This is a genomic window from Bradyrhizobium iriomotense (assembly GCF_030160715.1).
GTDB classification, from domain to species: Bacteria; Pseudomonadota; Alphaproteobacteria; order Rhizobiales; family Xanthobacteraceae; genus Bradyrhizobium; species Bradyrhizobium iriomotense.
On record NZ_BSOW01000003.1, the window covers coordinates 14,203 to 33,790 of the forward strand.

18 protein-coding genes are annotated in these 19,588 nt (G+C 64.8%); 11 read left to right on the forward strand and 7 right to left on the reverse strand.

The window, feature by feature from the left end; genetic code table 11:
- Positions 1-7 precede the first annotated feature (7 nt).
- On the reverse strand, positions 8-2,317 hold the full coding sequence (locus QQL28_RS04575) for a transglycosylase domain-containing protein (RefSeq protein ID WP_284261607.1): 2,310 nt from the start codon (positions 2,315-2,317) through the stop codon (positions 8-10).
- A 295-nt stretch (positions 2,318-2,612) separates the two neighbouring features.
- Between QQL28_RS04575 and QQL28_RS04580 the strand changes: the two genes are divergently transcribed.
- Together QQL28_RS04580 and QQL28_RS04585 are read left to right on the forward strand one after the other, a co-directional pair.
- The gene (locus tag QQL28_RS04580) at positions 2,613-3,128 is read left to right on the forward strand and encodes a YcgN family cysteine cluster protein (RefSeq protein ID WP_284261609.1); all 516 of its coding nucleotides are present in this window, start codon (positions 2,613-2,615) and stop codon (positions 3,126-3,128) included.
- A 185-nt stretch (positions 3,129-3,313) separates the two neighbouring features.
- The gene (locus QQL28_RS04585) at positions 3,314-4,897 is read left to right on the forward strand and encodes an MDR family MFS transporter (RefSeq protein WP_284261611.1); all 1,584 of its coding nucleotides are present in this window, start codon (positions 3,314-3,316) and stop codon (positions 4,895-4,897) included.
- Positions 4,898-4,903: 6 nt separating this feature from the next.
- Here QQL28_RS04585 and QQL28_RS04590 read toward each other — a convergent pair whose 3' ends face one another.
- Together QQL28_RS04590 and QQL28_RS04595 are read right to left on the reverse strand one after the other, a co-directional pair.
- A complete protein-coding gene (locus QQL28_RS04590) occupies positions 4,904-6,622 on the reverse strand; it encodes an alpha/beta hydrolase (protein ID WP_284261613.1) in 1,719 nt (572 codons plus the stop codon).
- A 19-nt stretch (positions 6,623-6,641) separates the two neighbouring features.
- A complete protein-coding gene (locus QQL28_RS04595; RefSeq protein ID WP_284261615.1) occupies positions 6,642-8,276 on the reverse strand; it encodes a thiamine pyrophosphate-requiring protein in 1,635 nt (544 codons plus the stop codon).
- A 255-nt stretch (positions 8,277-8,531) separates the two neighbouring features.
- Here QQL28_RS04595 and QQL28_RS04600 point away from each other — a divergent pair, with 255 nt between their 5' ends.
- The 3 genes from QQL28_RS04600 to QQL28_RS04610 all read left to right on the forward strand — a co-directional run bounded on the left by QQL28_RS04600 (position 8,532) and on the right by QQL28_RS04610 (position 11,583).
- The gene (locus QQL28_RS04600) at positions 8,532-9,113 is read left to right on the forward strand and encodes a CAP domain-containing protein (RefSeq protein ID WP_284261616.1); all 582 of its coding nucleotides are present in this window, start codon (positions 8,532-8,534) and stop codon (positions 9,111-9,113) included.
- Positions 9,114-9,219: 106 nt separating this feature from the next.
- Positions 9,220-10,413, forward strand: coding sequence for a M20/M25/M40 family metallo-hydrolase (locus QQL28_RS04605; RefSeq protein WP_284261619.1), 1,194 nt, complete (start codon positions 9,220-9,222; stop codon positions 10,411-10,413).
- Positions 10,414-10,704: 291 nt separating this feature from the next.
- On the forward strand, positions 10,705-11,583 hold the full coding sequence (locus QQL28_RS04610; protein WP_284261621.1) for a serine aminopeptidase domain-containing protein: 879 nt from the start codon (positions 10,705-10,707) through the stop codon (positions 11,581-11,583).
- Positions 11,584-11,623: 40 nt separating this feature from the next.
- On the opposite strand, the gene QQL28_RS04615 is transcribed toward QQL28_RS04610, so the two are convergent.
- The 4 genes from QQL28_RS04615 to ku form a co-directional block, all read right to left on the reverse strand.
- Positions 11,624-11,788 carry a Flp family type IVb pilin gene (locus tag QQL28_RS04615; protein WP_284261623.1) on the reverse strand — a complete coding sequence of 55 codons (165 nt, stop codon included), beginning with the start codon at positions 11,786-11,788 and terminating at the stop codon, positions 11,624-11,626.
- A gap of 213 nt (positions 11,789-12,001) precedes the next feature.
- A complete protein-coding gene (locus QQL28_RS04620; RefSeq protein ID WP_284261625.1) occupies positions 12,002-12,184 on the reverse strand; it encodes a hypothetical protein in 183 nt (60 codons plus the stop codon).
- A gap of 197 nt (positions 12,185-12,381) precedes the next feature.
- Positions 12,382-12,618, reverse strand: a complete 237-nt coding sequence (locus tag QQL28_RS04625) for a hypothetical protein (protein WP_284261627.1) — start codon at positions 12,616-12,618, stop codon at positions 12,382-12,384.
- A gap of 60 nt (positions 12,619-12,678) precedes the next feature.
- Complete coding sequence (ku, locus tag QQL28_RS04630; protein WP_284261629.1) at positions 12,679-13,644, reverse strand: non-homologous end joining protein Ku; 966 nt, start codon at positions 13,642-13,644, stop codon at positions 12,679-12,681.
- Between the two features lie 221 nt (positions 13,645-13,865).
- Between ku and QQL28_RS04635 the strand changes: the two genes are divergently transcribed.
- From QQL28_RS04635 to ccmI, 6 genes are all read left to right on the forward strand, one after another.
- Entirely contained in the window at positions 13,866-14,018 is a 153-nt protein-coding gene (locus QQL28_RS04635) for a hypothetical protein (RefSeq protein WP_283036277.1), read from the forward strand.
- Between the two features lie 234 nt (positions 14,019-14,252).
- Entirely contained in the window at positions 14,253-14,927 is a 675-nt protein-coding gene (locus QQL28_RS04640) for a response regulator transcription factor (RefSeq protein WP_284261634.1), read from the forward strand.
- Between the two features lie 80 nt (positions 14,928-15,007).
- Entirely contained in the window at positions 15,008-16,384 is a 1,377-nt protein-coding gene (locus QQL28_RS04645; RefSeq protein ID WP_284261636.1) for a sensor histidine kinase, read from the forward strand.
- 159 nt (positions 16,385-16,543) lie between these two features.
- The gene (locus QQL28_RS04650) at positions 16,544-17,938 is read left to right on the forward strand and encodes a hypothetical protein (RefSeq protein ID WP_284261639.1); all 1,395 of its coding nucleotides are present in this window, start codon (positions 16,544-16,546) and stop codon (positions 17,936-17,938) included.
- 101 nt (positions 17,939-18,039) lie between these two features.
- The gene (locus tag QQL28_RS04655; protein WP_284262470.1) at positions 18,040-18,309 is read left to right on the forward strand and encodes a hypothetical protein; all 270 of its coding nucleotides are present in this window, start codon (positions 18,040-18,042) and stop codon (positions 18,307-18,309) included.
- Between the two features lie 131 nt (positions 18,310-18,440).
- Positions 18,441-19,562 carry a c-type cytochrome biogenesis protein CcmI gene (ccmI, locus tag QQL28_RS04660; RefSeq protein ID WP_284261645.1) on the forward strand — a complete coding sequence of 374 codons (1,122 nt, stop codon included), beginning with the start codon at positions 18,441-18,443 and terminating at the stop codon, positions 19,560-19,562.
- Positions 19,563-19,588: the final 26 nt, after the last annotated feature.

The following is a 19,588-nucleotide window of genomic DNA, read 5'->3' on the forward strand; positions in this document are numbered from 1 at the left end:
GATCAGGTCAGTTCTTGCGCGGGCCGGACGAGGTCGCGTTCTCCTCCGCCGCATAGTTCTGCGGGAAGGCGAGCGCGCTCGACGGCGAGGCGGGCCTGGCCGGCTTTGCCGTGTCGTCGGACGTCGTCTTGGTCGCGGTCTTTTCAGCGGTCTTGGCGGCGTCGTCGAGCAGCTTCTCCACCCGCACCAGAATATCGGCGCCGCGCTTGGTCAGGACCGGCGGCGGACCGGGCTTGGTCTCGAGCACCTTCGGCGCCGCATTGGCCTGGGCGTTGGCGGCAACCGGCTGCGGCGGCAGTTTCTGGCCCATGCCGATGCCGGGAATCTCCCGGACTTCCACGCCCTGATGGGCCGCGACCATGATGTCGTGCCAGGTCTGCGCCGGCAGCGAACCGCCGGTCATGCGGTTGGTCGGCGAGTAGTCGTCATTGCCGTACCAGACCGCGCAGGTGAAGTTGCCGGTGTAGCCGACGAACCAGGCGTCGCGATAGGCATTGGTGGTGCCGGTCTTGCCCGCGGTCGGAATGCCGTCGAGCGCGGCACGGCGCGCCGTGCCTTCGCTGACGACGTGGCTCATCATGCCGGCCATGTCGGCGGCGATGTTCGGCGGAATCGCCTGCCGCGGCTTCGGGCCGTCGCGGTCCCAGCGCCAGACGAGATCGCCGGCGCCGGTACGCACCTCCAGCACCGAATGCGGGGTGACGGCCTTGCCCTTGTTGGGGAAGGTCGCATAGGCCACCGCGTGCTCGATTACGGTGACTTCGTCCGAGCCGATCGGCAGCGACGGCGTGTCGGGCAGCGGCGCCTTGATGCCGAAGCGGCGGGCGACCTCCACGATCTTGGCGCGGCCGATCTTGGCGGGGTTGGGCGCCTTCGGCTGCTCCTTGGCGCCGATGGCGATCGAAAGCTTCACCGGCACCACGTTGATGGAGCGGGTGATTGCCTGCGTCAGCGTCACCGAGCCGGAATAGGAGTGGCCATAGTTCTGCGGACACCAATTGCCGATGCAGACCGGGCCGTCGACCACGACCGAATTCGGCGTGAAGCCGTTCAGGAGGGCCGTGGTGTAGACATAGGGCTTGAACGACGAGCCAGGCTGGCGGTAGGCGTCGGTCGCGCGGTTGAACTGGCTTGCGCCATAGTCGCGGCCGCCGACCATGGCGCGGATGCCGCCGTCGAGATCGGAGACCACGGTCGCGGCCTGCGTCGCGTGATAGTCGCGGCCGAACTGGCGGAGCTGGTTCTCGATGGCGTCTTCTGCGGCCTTCTGCACGTTGGTGTCGATCGCGGTGCGGACCACGAAGACGCGCTCGGTGTAGGATTTCGGGAAGGTGTCGACGAGCTTGCGCATCTCGTCGAAGGCGTAGTCGAGATAGTAGTTCGGCGAAGCCTCGTCGCGGCGGTCGACGGCGAAGGCTGGGTTGCGGCGGGCGCCGAACACCTGGCCCTCGGTCATGAAGCCGGCGTCGACGAGGTTGTCGAGCACGACGTTGGCGCGGGCGCGGGCGGCGGGCAGGTTGATGTGGGGCGCGTATTTGGTCGGGGCCTTGAACAGGCCGGCGAGCATGGCCGCTTCCGCAAGCGTCACGTCGCGCGCCGACTTGTTGAAGTAGAAATGCGCCGCGCCGTCGACGCCGAAGGTACCGCCGCCCATATAGGCGCGGTCCAGATACAGCTTCAAAATCTCGTTCTTGGTCAGGCGCCATTCCAGCCAGACCGCCAGGAACGCCTCGTTGATCTTGCGCTCGATGGTGCGCTCGTTGCTCAGGAACAGATTCTTGGCGAGCTGCTGGGTGATCGAGGAGCCGCCCTGGCGGACGCCGCCGGCCTGGGCGTTGGTGACGAGGGCGCGCGCGGTGCCGGCGATGTCGATGCCGAAATGGTCGTAGAAGCGGCGGTCTTCGGTGGCCAGCGTTGCCTTGATCAGCACGTCCGGAAAGTCTTCCAGCGGGATCGAGTCGTTGTGCTTGATGCCGCGGCTGCCGATCGGGTTGCCGTAGCGGTCGAGGAAGGACACTGCGAGGTCGGACTTCTTCAGCCAGTCCTCGTCCGCGGTCTCGCGGAAGGCGGGGATGGCGAGCGTGAGCAGCAGCACCAGGCCGCCAAGGCCGAGGGTAGCTGCCTCCGACAGCGGCTCGATGAACACCCAGCGCTTCCACCGCCCGACATAGAAGCGGTCCATGAACGTCGAGTAGCGCTCGTAGAGCTCGCGGATGCCCTTGGCTGAGGAGAACAGCGAGGAATCGATGCGCGCATCGAGGTCCAGGAAGAAATTCCGGACCTTGCTCTTCCAATGCGGTGGTATGATCTGGCGCACCTAGAACCCTTGAGGCTCGGTTCGAAAGCGTTCAAGCACCCGGCCGGGGCGGCATCGAGACGTCTTGCGGGACTGTTGCGGCAAACCCAAGGCGCCCAATTGCGTCCTTCGGGGGACTCGCAGGTTGTTCTAGCCGAGCGGGGGCCATAAACCAATGGTCACGCTCGCGATTTTGAACAACAGGCCTAATTGGCCCCGCTCTTTTACGGGACCGCCACGGCACAACTTGCAGCGCCATCCGCTCACGCCCTAGATGGGGTTAGCTAAAACTCTTGCGAAACCAGTTGAAGACTTGATGACCACAGCTCCCAAACGACCTTCAGACCAGGAAGGATTCTTCTGGAAAACCAAGACGTTGGAAGAGATGTCGGAGGCCGAATGGGAGAGCCTTTGCGACGGCTGCGGGCGCTGCTGCCTGAACAAGCTCGAGGATGAGGATACCGGGGACATCTATTTCACCCATGTCGGCTGCAAGCTGCTCGATGCCGGCACCTGCGCTTGCAAGGATTACCCGAATCGGTCCGCGAAGGTGCCAGACTGCGTGCGCCTGACGCCGGCCAATGTCCGCACCCTGAACTGGCTGCCACCGAGCTGCGGCTACAAGCTCGTTGCCGAGGGCCGCGACCTCTATTGGTGGCATCCGCTGATCTCAGGCGATCCCAATACCGTGCATGAGGCGGGCGTCTCCGTGCGCGGCCGGGTCGAGGGCAGCGAGGTCGAGATCCCGGACGAGGAGCTCGAGGACCACATCGTCGAGTGGCCGGCGCTGCTGCCGAAGCGGGCGCGGCTGAGGCGGCGGCCCAAAGGCTGAAAGAAGCCTGACGACCGTTCCCGATTTCGAACCGATCACGTCTTCGGGATGACCCGGGGGCGGGATGCTCCCATGCGCCCGAGTGCCTGCCTCGATGACGATTTGCTGCGTACATTCCGATTCATAGAACGAATCCATCGCGGCGTTGCGCCGCAACAAACTACGTCCGAAGAACTACGTCCGAAATGAGCAAGTTCGAACGGCAGAGCAGTGCCGCTGCCGACATCAGGGCTTTGCCCGACGACATCGCCGAAGAGCTGTCCCGCCTCCCGACCGAGGTCTTGAGCGTCGACGACGCCCCCTCCATCGCTCCGCCGGCGCCGCTGACCTCGGATGAAGTCCGCACCATCGTCATCAGCCTGATGCTGACGATGTTTCTGGCGGCGCTCGACCAGACCATCGTGGCGACCGCGCTGCCGACCATCGGGCGCCAGTTCCGCGACGTTTCGAATCTCTCCTGGGTGATCACGGCCTATCTGCTGGCCGGCACCGCCGTGGCACCGGTGTTCGGCACGCTCAGCGACATCTATGGCCGCCGCGCCATGCTCATCACCTCGCTCAGCCTCTTTGTGGCGGGCTCGATCCTGTGCGCGGTCGCGCCGAACATGCCGATGCTGATCTTGGCGCGCGGCCTCCAGGGGCTAGGCGGCGGCGGCATCATGCCGGTGGTGCAGACCGTGATCTCCGACGTGGTCAGCCCGCGCGAGCGCGGCCAGTACCAGGCCTATTTCTCCAGCGTCTGGATGGTCGGCGGCATCCTCGGTCCCGTGATCGGCGGCGTGTTCGCCGAGCATCTGCACTGGTCGATGATCTTCTGGATCAACCTGCCGCTCGCAGCCGCCGCGCTGGCGCTGCTGCTACCGAAGATGAGCAAGATCCCGGTCTTCCACCGCAAGCGCAAGGTCGACTGGTTCGGCGGCGTCTTGCTGATGGCGTCCGCGGTCGTCTTCATGCTGGTCTTGACCTGGGGCGGCACCCGCTACCCCTGGCTCTCGCCGACCGTGATTGCGATGATCGGCGGCGCGGTCGCGCTCGCCGTCACCTTCGTGTGGCACGCCCGGCGAGCAGACGAGCCGTTCCTGCCGTTGCCGCTGCTCAGCGGAACGGTTGCGCCTTACGCCCTCACTGCCGGCGGCTGCGCGCTCGGTGCGATCACCGGCCTCACCGTGCAGCTGCCGCTCTATTACGAGTCCGTTTATCATCTCAGCGCGAGCGAGGCGGGACTTGCGCTCATTCCGCTCGCGGCGGTCTCGACCTGCGGCGCGGCGATCGCCGGCCGCACCATGGCGCGCGCGAAGCATTACAAGCGCGTCGCCGTCGTCGGGACCTCCTGGGCCGCGCTGTGCGGACTGGGGCTCACGTTCTCCACGCTGCCGCTGTGGGGTCTCTTGGCGCTGATGGCCGCGTTCGCGCTGGGTCTCGGCACGACCTTCCCGGTCTGCGTGGTCTCGCTGCAAAATTCGGTCGCCCGAGCCCAGGTCGGCACCATCACCGGCGCGATGAACTTTTTCCGCTCGTTGATGTCCTCGTTCACGGTCGCAGCATTCGCGGCTATCCTCTTGATCTCGCTCGGTGCCGACATCCCGCTCGCCGGCGAGCATCACGGCGCGGTCAACGCGATTCCCTCGGCCGACATGATGATGGCGTTCCGCTACGTTTTCGGCGCCGCGGCCGCGATGATGGCGCTCGCCTCGCTCTGCCTGATCCTGATGGAGGAGCGGCCGCTGGCCGGGCCTGCGACCGCGCAGCCCGTCGAGATGGCGGAGTAGGCGGCTTCACCCGCCGCGATCGGCGTAGGGATTGTCGTCGGCGTTGCGCTCGGCCGCCTTCCTTGCTGCCGCCCCAAGGTGATCCTTCAGCCGCGCGAGCGCGTCGGCGGACCAGTCCTGCACATCGGTCACGGCGACCCAGGCATCGACGTAGTGCTCGGGCGCGTAGACATGGCCAAAGCCCATTGGCGTGTTGGTCGCCACCGCCATGTCGAGGGCGAGCTGAAGCATCGTGACGACGGGATACCAGCGCAGCTCCCGGGACACGTCGGGGCCGCGCGGCGCATTCATCCAGGCCGGGCTCCGGAAGGCATCGCGGTAGTCGAACAGCACGATCGCGTCGCTGGCATATTGCAGATAGACCACGCGCAGCGCGCCCCAGGGCGCATCCGGGCGCACCGTCGGCCCGTTCTGGTTCATGAAGCGTACGAAGCGGCCGTCACGAAATTCCGGCAGCCAGGCCGGCGAGCCCTCATTGCGGTTCGCGGTGACCGAGCGCCAGATCCGGCTCTCGAACGGCGGCCCGCTCCACAGCGCACCGGCGATGGGGTCGCCGATCGTCTCGAACAGCTCGGCGGATTTTTCCGAGTTCATGGCGCCGAGGCTGAGGCCATGCAGATAAAGCTTTGGCCGCTTGTCCCTCGGCAGCATCGTCCAGTAGCCGTAGATCTCGGAGAACAGGGCGCGCGAAGCTTCGGCGCCGTATTCGGGCTGAAACAGCAGCGACAGCGGACTGTTGAGATAGGAATACTGCATCGCGACGCTGGCGACATCGCCGTGGTGGAGATACTCGACCGGACCCATCGCGGCCGGGTCGATCCAGCCGGTGCCGGTCGGCGTGATGACGATCAGAATTGAACGCTCGAAACCGTGCTGGCGCTTGAGCTCGTCCAGCGCAAGCCTTGCGCGCGCCTGTGCCGTATCGCGGGCACCGAGGCCGACATAGACGCGCACAGGCTCCTGTGCGGGCCGCCCCGTGAAGGCGCTGATCTCGGCAGCCGTTGGGCCCGAGGCCACGAATTCGCGCCCGGCACGACCGAGCTCATTCCATTTCACCAGCGATGCCGCGCTTCCCGTTTTCGCTGGCGCCGTCGGCTGCGGCCGCTCCGGCTCGAGCAGGGCGTCGAATTCGCGGAAGGACGAGTCGAGCGCGCGGAAGGTGGTGCGGATCAGGAGATTGTTGGCGATCGACCAGAACAGCAGCGTCGCCACGAGAACGCCAAGTACGTTTGCGATCTTTCTCGGGATGACACGCCCTTTGCGCGCGGCCAGGAAGCGAACGACGAGCACGAACAGCCGCGCCAGCGCCAGAAGCACGACGAATGTGATTAGCGCGATGACGCAGACCTTGAGCGGGTGGGCGGTCTCGACCGGCGCCATCTTCATGACGGCGCGGATCGAGTTCTGCCATTCGGCGGCCCGCCTCAGATAAATGATGACGACGAGCAGGCAGCCCATCGCGACCAGCACGTTGGCGGTCGATCGCACCCGCGCCGAGGGTTCTGGCAGCTCGAGATAGTGCCACAGCCAGCGCCAGAGAATGCCGGCAGCGTAGCCGATCGCAAAGCAGGCGCCTGCGAGGGCGCCTTGCGTGAGATAGCTGCGCGGGACGAGCGTTGGCGTAAGTGCCGCCGCGAAAAACAGCACGCCCAGCATGAGGCCGACGCCGGACAGCGACAGCATCTGCCGGCGAATGAGCCAGACGAGATTCTTGACGACACTCATGCACCCTCGTTGACGTCGCTCACGTGCCCGGCCGCGACACCTCGGTTTCCTTGCTGGTGATGAACTCCAGCAGGGTCGGCACGCCGTCCTTTGTCTTCTGGATGCCGCGCCTGATCGCCGGCACGATGTCTTCCGGCTTCGTCACCCGCTCGCCATGGCCGCCGAAGGCGCGCGCCATCGCGGCATAGTCGCCGGAGATGTCGGTCGAGCGGTACTTTTCGGTCGAGACCGGCATCACCTTCAGCTCGATCGCCATCGAGAAATTGTTGAGCAGGATCGACAGGATCGGGATGCGCTCGCGCACCGCGGTCTCGAAATCCATGCCGGTGAAGCCGATCGCGGCATCGCCCCAGACGTTGATGCAGAGCTTGTCGGGCTTGGCGAGCTTTGCCCCCATCGCCAATCCCAGGCCATAGCCGAGTTGGGTCGTCTTGCCCCAGCCGAGATAGGAGAGGGGCTCGACCGCCTTCCAGAACGGCGAGAGCTGGTCGCGCGGGCTGCCGGCATCATGGGTGATGATGGTGTTGCGGCTGTCGACGGTGTGCTGGAGATCCCAGAGCACGCGATAGGGATTGAGCGGCGCGTCATTGCTTGTGAGCTTCGGCATCCATTTTGCGAGCCATTCCTTGTGGGACGCCGCGATCTCGGCCGCAACCGCGGACGCATCGCGGTTCGTCGCAACCGTCTTGCCGATCTCCTCGAGCAGCGCATCGAGCACCAGGCCGGCATCGCCGACGAGCCCGATCCTGGCTTCGACATCCTTGTTGAGATGATCGGGATCGAGCGTCGCATGGATGATGGTCTTGCCCTTGGGCATCGCGACGCCAAAACTGGTCTCGGTGAAGGAGCAGCCGATGCCGAAGATCACGTCGGCCTCGCCCAAGAATTTCGGCACTGCGCGCGGCACGGCGAGCCCGCCCGAGCCGAGCGAGAGCGGATGCGTTTCCGGAAACGACGACTTGCCGCCGAGGCTGGTGGTGACGGGGATCGCAAGCCGCTCGGCGAGGCGTTTCAGTTGCGGCCAGGCCTTTGCGTAGTGCACGCCTTGGCCGGCATAGATCACGGGACGCTTGGCCTTGATCAGAAGCGCGGCAGCCTCCTTCACATGAACAGGATCGGCGCCGTAGCGGGTGCGCAGCACCGGTGTGTAGTCGAGGGGTTCCGGGACCTCCTCGTTCCACATGTCCGCGGGGATCTCGACGATGACGGGACCACCGCGGCCGTTCTTCAACCTGGTGAAGGCGCGGCGGAAGATATTGGCGACTTCGGCGGCGAGGATGATCGGCTCGGAGGATTTGGCGAACGCCTTCATCACCTCGCTGGAGTTGAAGTTCGGCTCGATGTGCGAGAGCCTGCGCTGATAGCCCATCGGCAGCACCAGCACGGGTACGGACTCGCCAAAGCACTGCGCGACGCCACCCATGGCGTTCTCGGCGCCCGGGCCATGCTGCATGCAGAAAGCGCCGATGCGTCGCCCCGACGTGACGCGCGAGATCGCATCCGCCATGTGGATGCCGACGCGCTCCTGCCGCACCATCACGGGGCGTATCTCCGCCTTCGCGGCGTGCTCGATCAGGTGATTGACGGGATAGCCGCAGAGGATCTCGATGCCCTCGCGCTTCATGATTTCCGCTATCGCAGTGCCGAGCTTCATTGCGTCTCTCCCTGAGGCAGACCGGTTAATCCGGTCTATTTGACCGTCAGAGGATCAGGAATTTGCGAGAGCGTAAAGCGTGCGCAGCATCTGTCACAGGTGGTCAGCCATGCAGAAGGGCGTCACTCAGTCGCCTTCCTCCAACGGTGGCCGTCGGTGTCGGCCGCCAGAGCGTGCGCACTAACGCGAGCGTGCCTTGAAGCGTCCACATTGCCGGCCGAAAAGCGGCGGGATATCGCGTGGGCTTGGAGACCGATGAACGCCTGGGGGACGATGATACGTCGTATGGTCAGCGGAATGATGGCCGGCCTTGTGCTGCTGGCTGCGCCTGTCATGGCGGCCGAGTCTCCGGCCGAGTTGATCTCCGGCTTCCGCCTCAAGCACGGCGAGGTCCGCGTCGTGCGCGATGCAACGCTGGACCGCATTGCGCTGGAGCAGGCGCGCGCGATGGCAGCGAAGGATGATCTCAGCCACGAGGTCCTCGGCCCGTTCACCCGGCGGGTTGCGCCTGCGCATGCGGGGCGCGCCGCCGAGAACATCGCCTATGGTTATGATAGTTTCGAGAAGACGCTCGGCCAGTGGATCGACTCCTCCGGGCACCGCAAGAACCTCCTGTTGCACAACGCCTCTCGCGTCGGGATCGCGAGCGCCAAAAATGCCAGCGGCAAGCGCACCTATTGGGCCATGGTGATCGCGGGCGATTACGAGCCGAAGCCGGGCAAGGGCAAGAAGGACAAGGAGCCTGTTGTCGCCGTGAAACGTGAGGCCACGCCCTCAGGTGGATCGGGATCGAAACCCAAGGACTGCCACATCAAGCTGCTCAGCCTCTGCATTTGAGGCGGAGCCCGATGCCGGATTCGCCGGGCGAACTGTGACGAGGCGTCTTGCGAAACCATCTGCTGCGAACGATGCTTGCAGGCACTGTCCAGCAAAGGAATCATCCATGTCCGTCGACACCCAGGCCGCCACCGACCGCCTCATGCGCTTTCTCGCCGTCGAGGGCGTGACCGGGAAAGAGGCGGCGATCGGGCGCGAGCTTACGGCGGCGTTGCGAGACAGCGGCGTGCCGGCGGGGGCGATCCGCCTCGACGACGCCAATACGCGCATTCCCGTGCCGACGGAGACCGGCAACCTCATCGTCGACCTGCCCGGCCGCGGCGCGATGCACAACCAGCCGCGGATCATGTTCATGACCCACATGGACACCGTGCCGCTGTGCGCCGGCGCGAAGCCGAAGCGCTCGGGGCGCAAGATCGTCAACGCGGCGAAGACCGCGCTCGGCGGTGACAACCGCTGTGGCTGCGGCGTTCTCGTCACCCTGGCGGCTGAGCTTGCGAAGCAGCAGCTCGATCATCCTCCGATCACGCTGTTGTTCTGCGTACGGGAGGAGAGCGGGCTCTATGGCGCGCGTCACGTCAAGACGGAGGAGCTCGGCTCGCCGGTCATGGCCTTCAACTACGACGGCGGCTCCGCCTCCAACGTCACCATCGGCGCCGTCGGCGCGGATCGCTGGCAGGTCGAGATTTTCGGCCGCGCCTCGCATGCCGGCGTCGCGCCGGAGCGCGGGATCAGCTCGACCATGATCCTTGCGCTCGCGCTCGCCGAGGTGAAGGCCGGCGGCTGGTTCGGCAAGGTGGTGAAGGGCAAGCGGCAGGGCACCAGCAATGTCGGCCCGGTCACCGGCGGCGAGGGCCGGCCGGCTGGCGATGCGACCAACGTCGTCACCGACTATGTGCACGTGCGCGGCGAAAGCCGCAGCCATGATGGGAAGTTCTTCAAGGAGATCACCAAGGCCTACAAGGCGGCGTTCGAGAAGGCCGCCAAGCGCGTCAAGAACGCCCAGGGCAAGTCCGGCCGCATCAAATTCAAGGCCGAGACCGACTACTATCCGTTCCGGATGAAGGAGAGCCTGCCGGTGGTCAAACGCGCGATCGAAGCCGTGTCCGCTGTCGGCGGAACGCCGGCCGTCCGCGCCGCCAATGGCGGCCTGGACGCGAACTGGATGGTCCGCCACGGCATTCCGACCGTGACCTTCGGTGCGGGGCAAAACGAGGCGCACACGATCGACGAATGGATCAATCTCGACGAATACGACCGCGCCTGCGCGCTCGCGCTACAGCTTGCGACGATGCGCTAAGCCGGCGGGGTCCATGAGCGTCGTTCCACCTTGCCGCGCGGGTCTACTGCCCCGGTCAGGAGCGTCTGCTCAGCAGAAGAAGACCGGTCTGGCCGGTGAGGCTCGAACTGACCGAGGCAACGCGACAAGCTGTCGAGGCGATCATCGCGTCAGCATGAGCCACGTGGACAGCGATCTGGAAGGATGGAGTGACTGTTGAGAACGGCTAAGGCAATTCTGTCCCTGATTTCCACTGCAATCTGCCTAATTGCTCCAAGAGCAATCCTAGCTCAGTCTCGACCGGACGACGAAATGTTCGACCCGTTGAAAGTCATCAACGGAATGCAAATTACTCGCTCGGCTTGCGAAGAGATGGAGCAGCGTCAGACCGCAGTTTGGGTTCGTGTTGATGGTCGAGGTTATTGCCTGCGATACTATGCCGTCGGCATGACCCTCGATGGGCCAAATCCGCTCGTCGCTGCCTGGATGTCAGGAGATGTGATGGGTGGCCCGAAGAGTGTCGCTCATCAACAAGGACTGGGAGTTGCGTCAATGATTGAGCAGTCCAGGACTTTGTCCAATCGATACGCCGTGCCTTATATTTTTCTCGCGCGACCCGGGACCTATGGCAGCTCCGGCAAACACTACGATGTCAGGCACACGCCTCTGGAAGCGAGACTGGTGGAGGCTCAGATAGATGCCTTGAAGGCTCGTTACCACGTTGATCGATGGGGGCTCGGCGGACATAGTGGCGGCGGAACGCTTGCTGCCGAATTGCTTGCCCGGCGCAGTGATATCCAATGTGCGATCCTTTCCTCTCCCGCAGCCGCCTATCGCGCCAGGCTCGAGGCGCGAGGGTGGGTACACCGTCTGAAGGCGGAGGTGTATTTCGACCCCTACGACTCGATCGGTCAAATTGCCAAGCAACCCGAGCGACGGATATTCCTGATTGCTGATCCGCGGGACACCAATATCCCGTTCTCAACGCAGGAGCTCTATTTCGACGGGTTGAAAAGGCAGGGCCTCAATGCGTGGCTAGTGCCGCTAACGAAAGCTCCTAAGCCAAAGTATCATAGCCTCGTCGACTTCGGAGAGACCGCCACAGGAATGTGCGCGAGCGGCGCGACGACCGATTCCATTCTCAAGAAATTGCACGACATGCCTCAGCAGCCAGATCGCATATCGAACTGATCGGAGGGAAGTCGGGAGTTTATCAGCTCAGCTCTTATCGTTACTTCATCGCTGAGCTGATGGAGTTGAACTTGTTGTTGAGCAGGGCGGACCCCGTGTTGTTCACAACCGTAACGATTGCGAGCGCGATACCGGCGGCGATCAGGCCGTACTCGATAGCGGTGGCGCCACTTTCATCGGCAAGGAAAGACCTAAGCAAACGCATCGCCAACTCCTATTGATCGGGTCTAATGTATGCCCGCGTCGTTTTCCGACTGGTAAATTGTTTCATTAAGTTTCTTGGGCGCGTCAAAAAGAATAGGCTCGGTTGGCCCCGCCTGCAGCCTCATAGGGTGATATCGATTAAATTAGGGTTTCCTCACCCGATTCAAATGGATCTAAATCGGCGGGCCCCACGGCAGTCGTGTCGTGGCGCCTCTCAAGGCGTCATCGCGCGACCATATGCGCCTTTGCGCCGGCGCTTGAGCACGGCTGCGAGGCGTCCGACCAGATAGCTCACGACGTGCGGCTGCGACCGTGCCGCGTTGTCGGCGACGCGCTCGTCCTCGCTCGTGTCGTTCACGATGCCGATGTAGTTTTTTCTGGCGTCTTGCTGCGGCACGGGCGTGTGACCTTGGCCAATCAAGGACGCGACCATGCCTGGCAGAGCGGCAATCGACGGTTAATTTTTTCTCCCGTAGGAATACTCGGGTGCGACGATGAGGTCAGGCGGCCGTAGTGAAAAGCGACGGCGCCGCTTAACGGATTATTGAGCCTGTTCGTCAACGGGGCGACGAGCCAGCACCTGACCGGCAGGCATCATCCGCACCGGCCGTCGGCGTTCAGCGCCCGCAACATGGCGATACGGGCGAACATCATCCAGCCGCCACCGGTTTCAGCCGCGTTGATCAGGGTCTCGATGGCGGTCTGCCAGTGGGCTTCATGCTGCGCATCCTCGGGCAGCTTCATGATGTAGTCGGCCGCCTCTTGCAGCGTGAGCAGCTTGCGCCGGTTGGGCAGGGGGATTGGTTCGTCGAACGACGTCGACCAGGGCATGTCAGGCCGGGCGATACGCGGGAAGGGACATCACAGCAGCGTCGCCCGGAAGTGGTGCCGCTATCCGGCCTTCCTGCCGCGCGCCGGCGCACGCACCGGCTTGTCGGCCTTCTTGGGCGGCGCTTCCTTGGCGGCGGCGGTCTTGCCGCCCTTGCCGGCGATCGGCAGCAGCATTTCGCGCTGACCCTCGACGCGCTTCTTCGGCTTCTTGGCCTTGCCGTTGACCTTGGCGGCGGGCGCGGCTTCCTTCTCGGTCGCGAGGCTCTTCTTGAGCGCGTCCATCAGGTTGATGACGTTGCCGCCCGTCTTCGGCGCGGTCTTGGCGGCGAGCGGAACACCGCTGCGCTTCTTGTTGATCAGGTCGATCAGCGCGGTCTCGTAGTGGTCCTCGAACAGCTCGGGCTCGAACGCGCCCGACTTCTTCTCGACGATGTGCTTGGCGAGGTCGAGCATGTCCTTCGTGAGCTTCACGTCCTGGATGTCGTCGAAATACTCCTTCTCGCTGCGCACCTCGTAGGGGTAGCGCAGCAGCGTGCCCATCAGACCGCTGTCGAGCGGCTCGAGCGCGATGATGTGCTCGCGGTTGGTCAGCACCACGCGGCCGATCGCGACCTTGTCCATGCTGCGGATGGTCTCGCGGATCACCGCATAGGCATCGTGGCCGACCTTGCCGTCCGGCACGAGATAATACGGGCGGATCAGATAGCGGTTGTCGATGTCGGTCTTGGGCACGAATTCATCGATCTCGATCGTGTGGGTCGATTCCAGCGCGATCTCGTCGAGCTCGTCCTTGGTGACCTCGATGTAGGTGTCGGTATCGACCTTGTAGCCCTTGACGATGTCGTCGGAGGTGACCTCGTCGCCGGTCTCGGCGTCGACCTTGAGGTACTTGATCCGATGGCCGGTCTTCCGGTTGATCTGGTTGAAGGAGACCTTCTCGGTATCCGAAGTGGCCGGATAGAGCGCGACCGGGCAGGTCACGAGCGAGAGGCGCAAAAAACCCTTCCAATTGGCACGGGGGGCCATGGGCTACTCCAAACGCAACAGGGACAGCCTGTGAGGATAACACCCGGGAACCGCGAATCATAGCAAGGGGCCGAATGGAATCTTGCAACGGCGTTAATCGCTGACCCTCTGCCGGTCCGGCCCGGAACATCGTTCGCGATCAGACGTTGCCCCGCACGTCACGAGAGGCCGCGAGGAGGTCGCGGCATTTGGACGCGATACCCCGGCAATTGAGGGTTACCATGGCTACGAGACGCAACGATCAGATCATCGAGACATCGACCGAAGCGCGCCAGGGCGAGCCCGGTCCATCGGTCGCGGCGTTGCTCACCGTCTCGACCGGACTTGCGATCCTGATCCTCGGCGTCATCTGGTTCGTGTTTTTCCGGACCTGAGCGTCGCCGCGCGGGACGCGCGATCAGTGCTTCCGACTCGCCGCGGAACGCGGCAAATTGCGCCCGCCCTGCGGCCGGCTTCGCCCGGCCGCAGGGCGGGCGCCGTCGTGTCGGCTTCATGACGAAAAAGTAACATTTGCCGGTTCCCGGCGTTCATATTCAGTTCACGCCGGAATTGATCATCTTGGCAGTAGATTCCGCAGTCCATCCTTTCGGCTATTCCTGGAGAGAAGCGTGCGCCTGCTTGTTGTTGAGGACGACCCCGATCTCAATCGCCAGCTCACCAAGGCGCTGACCGACGCCGGCTACGTCGTCGACCGCGCCTTCGACGGGGAGGAGGGGCACTATCTCGGCGACAACGAGCCCTATGACGCCGTGGTGCTCGACATCGGCCTGCCCAAGAAGGACGGCATCTCGGTGCTGGAGGCCTGGCGGCGCAACGGCCGTTCCATGCCGGTCCTGATCCTCACCGCGCGCGACCGCTGGAGCGACAAGGTCCAGGGCTTCGATGCCGGCGCCGACGACTATGTCGCAAAGCCCTTCCATCTCGAGGAGGTGCTGGCGCGGATTCGCGCGCTGCTGCGCCGATCGGCCGGTCACGCCCAGAGCGAGCTGACCTGCGGACCGGTGACCCTGGACACGCGAACCAACAAGGTGACCGTCTCCGGCAACCCCGTGAAGATGACCTCGCACGAGTACCGGCTGCTGCAATATCTGATGCACCATGCCGGCCGCGTGGTCTCCCGCACCGAGCTCGTCGAGCACCTCTACGACCAGGATTTCGACCGCGACTCCAACACCATCGAGGTCTTTGTCGGCCGCATCCGCAAGAAGCTGGACGTCGATATTATCCAGACCGTCCGTGGTCTCGGCTATCTCCTGACCCCGCCGGCCGCGCCCGGGACTTGACCGGGCGGTGGGACCGGGGTCTTGGTCGGATATGACCGTCTCCGACCACCCGCCGTCCTGCGCCTGCCGGGATCGATCCAATGCGCGCTAGCTCGCTTGCCAACCGCCTGTTCCTGTCGGCGACGGCATGGCTGGTGGTGATCCTGGCCATCACCGGCGTCGTGCTGTCGTCGGTGTACAAGAACGCTACCGAGCGCGCCTTCGATCGCCGGCTCAATCTTTACCTGCGCACACTGATCGCCGAGGTGGCCACGCCCGACGAGCCGCCGGACCGTCAATTCCAGTCGCTCGGCGAGCCGCTGTTCGAGCTGCCGCTGTCGGGCTGGTACTGGCAGATCACGCGCACCGACACCGAGAAGCCGGAGGTGCGCTCGTCGCGTTCGCTCTGGGACAAGAAGCTGCCGAAGCTGGAGGAGCAGGGCGTCGAGCTGACCGCAGCCGGCATCCGGCTCGGTTATGTCGATGGACCGGAAGGTCAGACCTTGCGGATGGTGGAGCGGCCGGTCGATCTCGGCGCCGACGGCAAGTTCCTGGTCAGCGTCGCCGGCGATGCCACCGAGATTTTCGACGAGACGCGCAGCTTCGACTATTATCTCGGCGGCACGTTCACGGCGCTCGGCATCGTGCTCCTGCTCACCACGGTTTTCCAGGTCCGCTTCGGCCTTGCGCCGTTGAAGCGCATTTCGGACGCGATCGCCGACATCCGCTCCGGGCGTGCCGAGCGGCTGGAAGGCGAATTCCCCGTCGAGATCGCGCCGCTCGCGCGCGAGACCAATGCGCTGATCGAGGCCAATCGCGAGATCGTCGAGCGCGCGCGCACCCATGTCGGTAATCTTGCGCACGCGATCAAGACGCCGCTCTCGGTGATCGTCAACGAGGCCACCACCCATGCTGCCGATCCGTTCGCGGAGAAGGTCATGAAGCAGGCCGACGTCATGCGTGACCAGCTCGCCCATCACCTGGAGCGCGCCCGCATCGCGGCCAGGGTCTCGATCGTCGCAACCGTGACGGAGGTGGCGCCGACGATCGAGGCGCTGCGTCGGACCATGGAGAAGATCCACCGCGATCGCAGCATCGTCGTCGAAGCCAAGGCGGATCCATCAGCGAAATTTCGCGGCGAGCGGCAGGATCTGGAGGAGATGGTCGGCAATCTCGTCGACAATGCCTGCAAATGGGCGGCCTCGCGCGTCTTCGTCGAGGTGCTGGTGGACGCGCCCGGCAAGCCCGATACCGGGCCACGCCTGCGGATCATCGTCGATGACGACGGCCGTGGCCTGTCCGAGGCCGAGCGGGCGCAGGTCTCGCGCAGGGGGCAGCGGCTCGACGAATCCAAGCCGGGATCGGGCCTTGGGCTATCGATCGTCGTCGACCTCGCCGCGCTCTATGGCGGCAGTCTGTCGCTCGGCAGCGCGCCGATCGGAGGCTTGCGGGCGGAGCTGGTGCTCCCCGGTATTTAGTCCTTGTTCCCGTGCGCCTTTTTCCGTTCAGGGAATGTGGTTTCGACACAAAACGCAACACCGCTGGGCAACTTCCTAAACGCCTTCTTAACGCGCCACCTCCTATGATCGCGCCCGGACGCATCCCTCGTCCTCCACATGACCGTGCATACCGGGCGCATGAGCCAGACATCGATCGAGCGGCTGAGAGACTATCTCGCGCAGCTCCCGCCGCAGTCGCAGGCGCTGCTGATGCGGGAGTTCGAGCGCGCGCTGGAGCGCGGCCAGGACACGGCGGTTGCCTCCCTCGTGCTCGAGCAGCTGCGCAAGATCGTGCGCAAGACCGAGGTCGACGAAGACGCTGCGCCGCGCACGGAGGATCTGTCCCGGCTGCTTTACCAGCCACTGGAACCGTTCCTTGTCGAGGCCGGCATTCCGATCCGCCTCGGGCAGATCCGCCGCTCCTCGCTACTTCCGATCTGGCAATGGCTCGGTCGCGATGGTGCTCCTAACAAGGTAAGTGAGATCGACGCCGCGCTTTCCCGGCTGCCGGCGGGCGACAACGGAGAGGCTCTGGCCCTGAAGATCCAGGTGGTCGCGGCCGATGCGATCTTCGAGCTGACGGGGCCTGGCGGTGGCGACAAGTCGCGCGCGCTTGCCCGCGTCGGCCCGCCCAACGTCATCGAGGACCTCTATTCGATCGGTGCCGTGCTCGGAGTTCGCGAGGCCATCGCGAGCCTCAATGAGAAGCTGCCGCGGTTCCTGCGGGCCTTCGGCGATTCCCAGATCGCGTCGGTGACGGCCGCGCTCAATGTCCCCGTTCTCCAGACGCCGCAGATGCTGCCGTTTGCGCTGTCGATGGTGATCCAGCGGCTGACGGCGCCCTGGCAGATCATCCGCCTCGCCATCAAGATGGCGGCCTCCGACGACGAGATCCGCGTCGCCGCAACGCCGTTCGGCGTGGCGGTCACGATGGCCCTGCATGACCTGTCCTGTCTCGCCGCCATGCTGCGGCTCGACATCAAGCGCGGCCGCTTCGACAACATCGCCGAGAACCTCAAGGCGCTGCATGACGGCGTGCGCGGATTGCGCACCGAGCTCGACCTGCGCAACGATTCCGCCTGGGGCAAGCAGCTCACCTCGATCCGTGCCGATATTTCAAACGCCCTGCAATCGGAGATCGACAGCGTGCCGGGCCGTGTCCGCCGCATCCTGCGCCAGCGCGCGGAGAAGGACATTCCGCCCGGCGCCCGCGTCGACAGCACCGAGGTCGAGGAAACCGCCGCGCTGATCGACTTCGTCGCGACCTGCCGCAACTATGCCAGCGAGCTTGCGATCAACGAGGTGACGCTGCGCACCTATTCGGACCTCCAGCAATATGTGGAGCGGTCGACGGAATCCCTGGTGCAGTCGCTGCGCGCCGCCGACCACAAGGTCCGCGCCTATCGTCAGCAGCAGATGGCCGCCGCCATCCGCTTCTGTGAAGTGCTGTTCGGCGACGACTACGCCTCGCTGATGAGCAGGGCGGCCGAAAGCGCGCTGACCGGCGAGCGCAAATCCTCGCGCGCCGGCTGAGTTTGGGCGCACAACAGCCTGCCTACAATTTACGGTTGACGTGCTCGGTGCCGGAACGTACGGTCCGCGCGCAAGATTTTGGAATGTCTATTTGTGGGCGCATGAAACCCGTCATCAGCTTCGTGGAAATCGAGAACCGCGTGATTTCGGCGACTTATCGCAGAATGATGCAAAAGGCGAAGGTGGTGCTGGTCGAAAGGGCGAGTGGTCGGCAATTGGCCGATCCGGTCACCACGATCGCTTCTCCCGTTCCCGTCGGCGCATTGCGCATTAAGCTGCCGGAAACGGTCGGGCCGGGAACCTATTTCCTGAAGGCGCTGAACGGGCACGGCGAGGACGCAGCCCAGAGCGCAGATTTCGAGATCGCCTAAGCCGTTGGATTGTCTCCGTTTCGGCCCGGCTTCGGTCGCGTCAAATTGACAATTGTCAATTGCCGCCCCGCTTCAGCGTGGTGTAAAGCCACCTAAGAGGCGCGAACGACGCGCTGCCGGAAGTTTGCCCGATGACGCTATGGTTCGTGTTCGCGCTGATGACGGTCGCGGCGATTTTCGCCGTGCTCTGGCCGCTCGGCCGCGCCGGCCGCGCGCAGGGCCAAGACACTGAAAATCAAGGCAGCGAGGTTGCCGTCTACAAGGACCAGCTTGCCGAGATCGAGCGTGATCTTGCCGCGGGCTTGATCGCGGCGCCGGAGGCGGAGGCTGCGCGGATCGAGATCGGCCGCCGATTGCTGGCCGCGGCCGACAGCCAGCCTGCGCTGGACGGCCGGGCGAGCCTGAAATGGCGCCGCGCGGCGGCCGTGCTGGCGCTGGTCGGCCTGCCGCTGGTCGCGATCCTCGTCTACGTCCCGCTCGGCTCGCCGAGGCTGCACGACTTTCCGCTGGCGCAGCGCGATCGCGCCCCCGGCATGCAGCAGTCGCTCGAGAACATGGTAGTGCAGGTCGAGCAGCACCTAGAGAAGAATCCGACCGACGGGCGCGGCTGGAACGTGCTTGCGCCGGTCTTGGAGCGGCTCGGCCGCTATGACGACGCGGTGCGCGCCTATCGCAATTCACTCACCTACAATGGCGAGAGCGCGGAGCGGAGGTCCGACCTCGGCGAGGCGCTTTTGGCTGCCGCCGGCGGTGTCGTGACGGCCGATGCCAAGGCGGAGTTCGAGCGCGCGCACGCGCTCGATGCACAAGAGCCGAAGGCGAACTATTTTCTCGGTCTTGCCGCCGAGCAGGACGGCCGCAAGGATGATGCGGCCGCGATCTGGCGCGGGGTGCTTGCGAAAGCACCGCCGGACGCGCCGTGGCGTGCGCTCGTGCAATCCTCGCTGGCGCGGGTCGGCGGCGGCAGCGCCGCGCCGGCGCTCTCGGACGATACCATCGCCGCGGCCAAGGACATGAGCGAAGGTGACCGCGGCGCCATGATCCGCGGCATGGTCGATCGGCTCGCCAACCGGCTCAAGCAGAACGGCGACGACGTCGATGGCTGGCTGCGCCTCGTGCGCGCCTACGTCGTGATGGGCGAGCGCGACAAGGCGAGGGGCGCGCTCAGCGACGCCCGCGAGGCGGTGGCCAACGACGCCGAGCGGCTGCGCCAGCTCAATGAAGGCCTGAAGAATCTCGGGCTCGATGGATGACGATCGCAGGAAGGGCGGAAAGAGAC

Coding starts and splice junctions, on each gene's coding strand:
- QQL28_RS04650 (WP_284261639.1), top strand. CDS start 16,544: ATGAGCCAGACATCGATCGAGCGGCTGAGAGACTATCTCGCGCAGCTC.
- QQL28_RS04655 (WP_284262470.1), top strand. CDS start 18,040: ATGAAACCCGTCATCAGCTTCGTGGAAATCGAGAACCGCGTGATTTCG.
- QQL28_RS04645 (WP_284261636.1), top strand. CDS start 15,008: ATGCGCGCTAGCTCGCTTGCCAACCGCCTGTTCCTGTCGGCGACGGCA.
- QQL28_RS04605 (WP_284261619.1), top strand. CDS start 9,220: ATGTCCGTCGACACCCAGGCCGCCACCGACCGCCTCATGCGCTTTCTC.
- QQL28_RS04590 (WP_284261613.1), bottom strand. CDS start 6,622: ATGAGTGTCGTCAAGAATCTCGTCTGGCTCATTCGCCGGCAGATGCTG.
- ku (WP_284261629.1), bottom strand. CDS start 13,644: ATGGCCCCCCGTGCCAATTGGAAGGGTTTTTTGCGCCTCTCGCTCGTG.
- ccmI (WP_284261645.1), top strand. CDS start 18,441: ATGACGCTATGGTTCGTGTTCGCGCTGATGACGGTCGCGGCGATTTTC.
- QQL28_RS04635 (WP_283036277.1), top strand. CDS start 13,866: ATGGCTACGAGACGCAACGATCAGATCATCGAGACATCGACCGAAGCG.
- QQL28_RS04610 (WP_284261621.1), top strand. CDS start 10,705: ATGTTCGACCCGTTGAAAGTCATCAACGGAATGCAAATTACTCGCTCG.
- QQL28_RS04600 (WP_284261616.1), top strand. CDS start 8,532: ATGAACGCCTGGGGGACGATGATACGTCGTATGGTCAGCGGAATGATG.
- QQL28_RS04585 (WP_284261611.1), top strand. CDS start 3,314: ATGAGCAAGTTCGAACGGCAGAGCAGTGCCGCTGCCGACATCAGGGCT.
- QQL28_RS04625 (WP_284261627.1), bottom strand. CDS start 12,618: ATGCCCTGGTCGACGTCGTTCGACGAACCAATCCCCCTGCCCAACCGG.
- QQL28_RS04595 (WP_284261615.1), bottom strand. CDS start 8,276: ATGAAGCTCGGCACTGCGATAGCGGAAATCATGAAGCGCGAGGGCATC.
- QQL28_RS04615 (WP_284261623.1), bottom strand. CDS start 11,788: ATGCGTTTGCTTAGGTCTTTCCTTGCCGATGAAAGTGGCGCCACCGCT.
- QQL28_RS04580 (WP_284261609.1), top strand. CDS start 2,613: ATGACCACAGCTCCCAAACGACCTTCAGACCAGGAAGGATTCTTCTGG.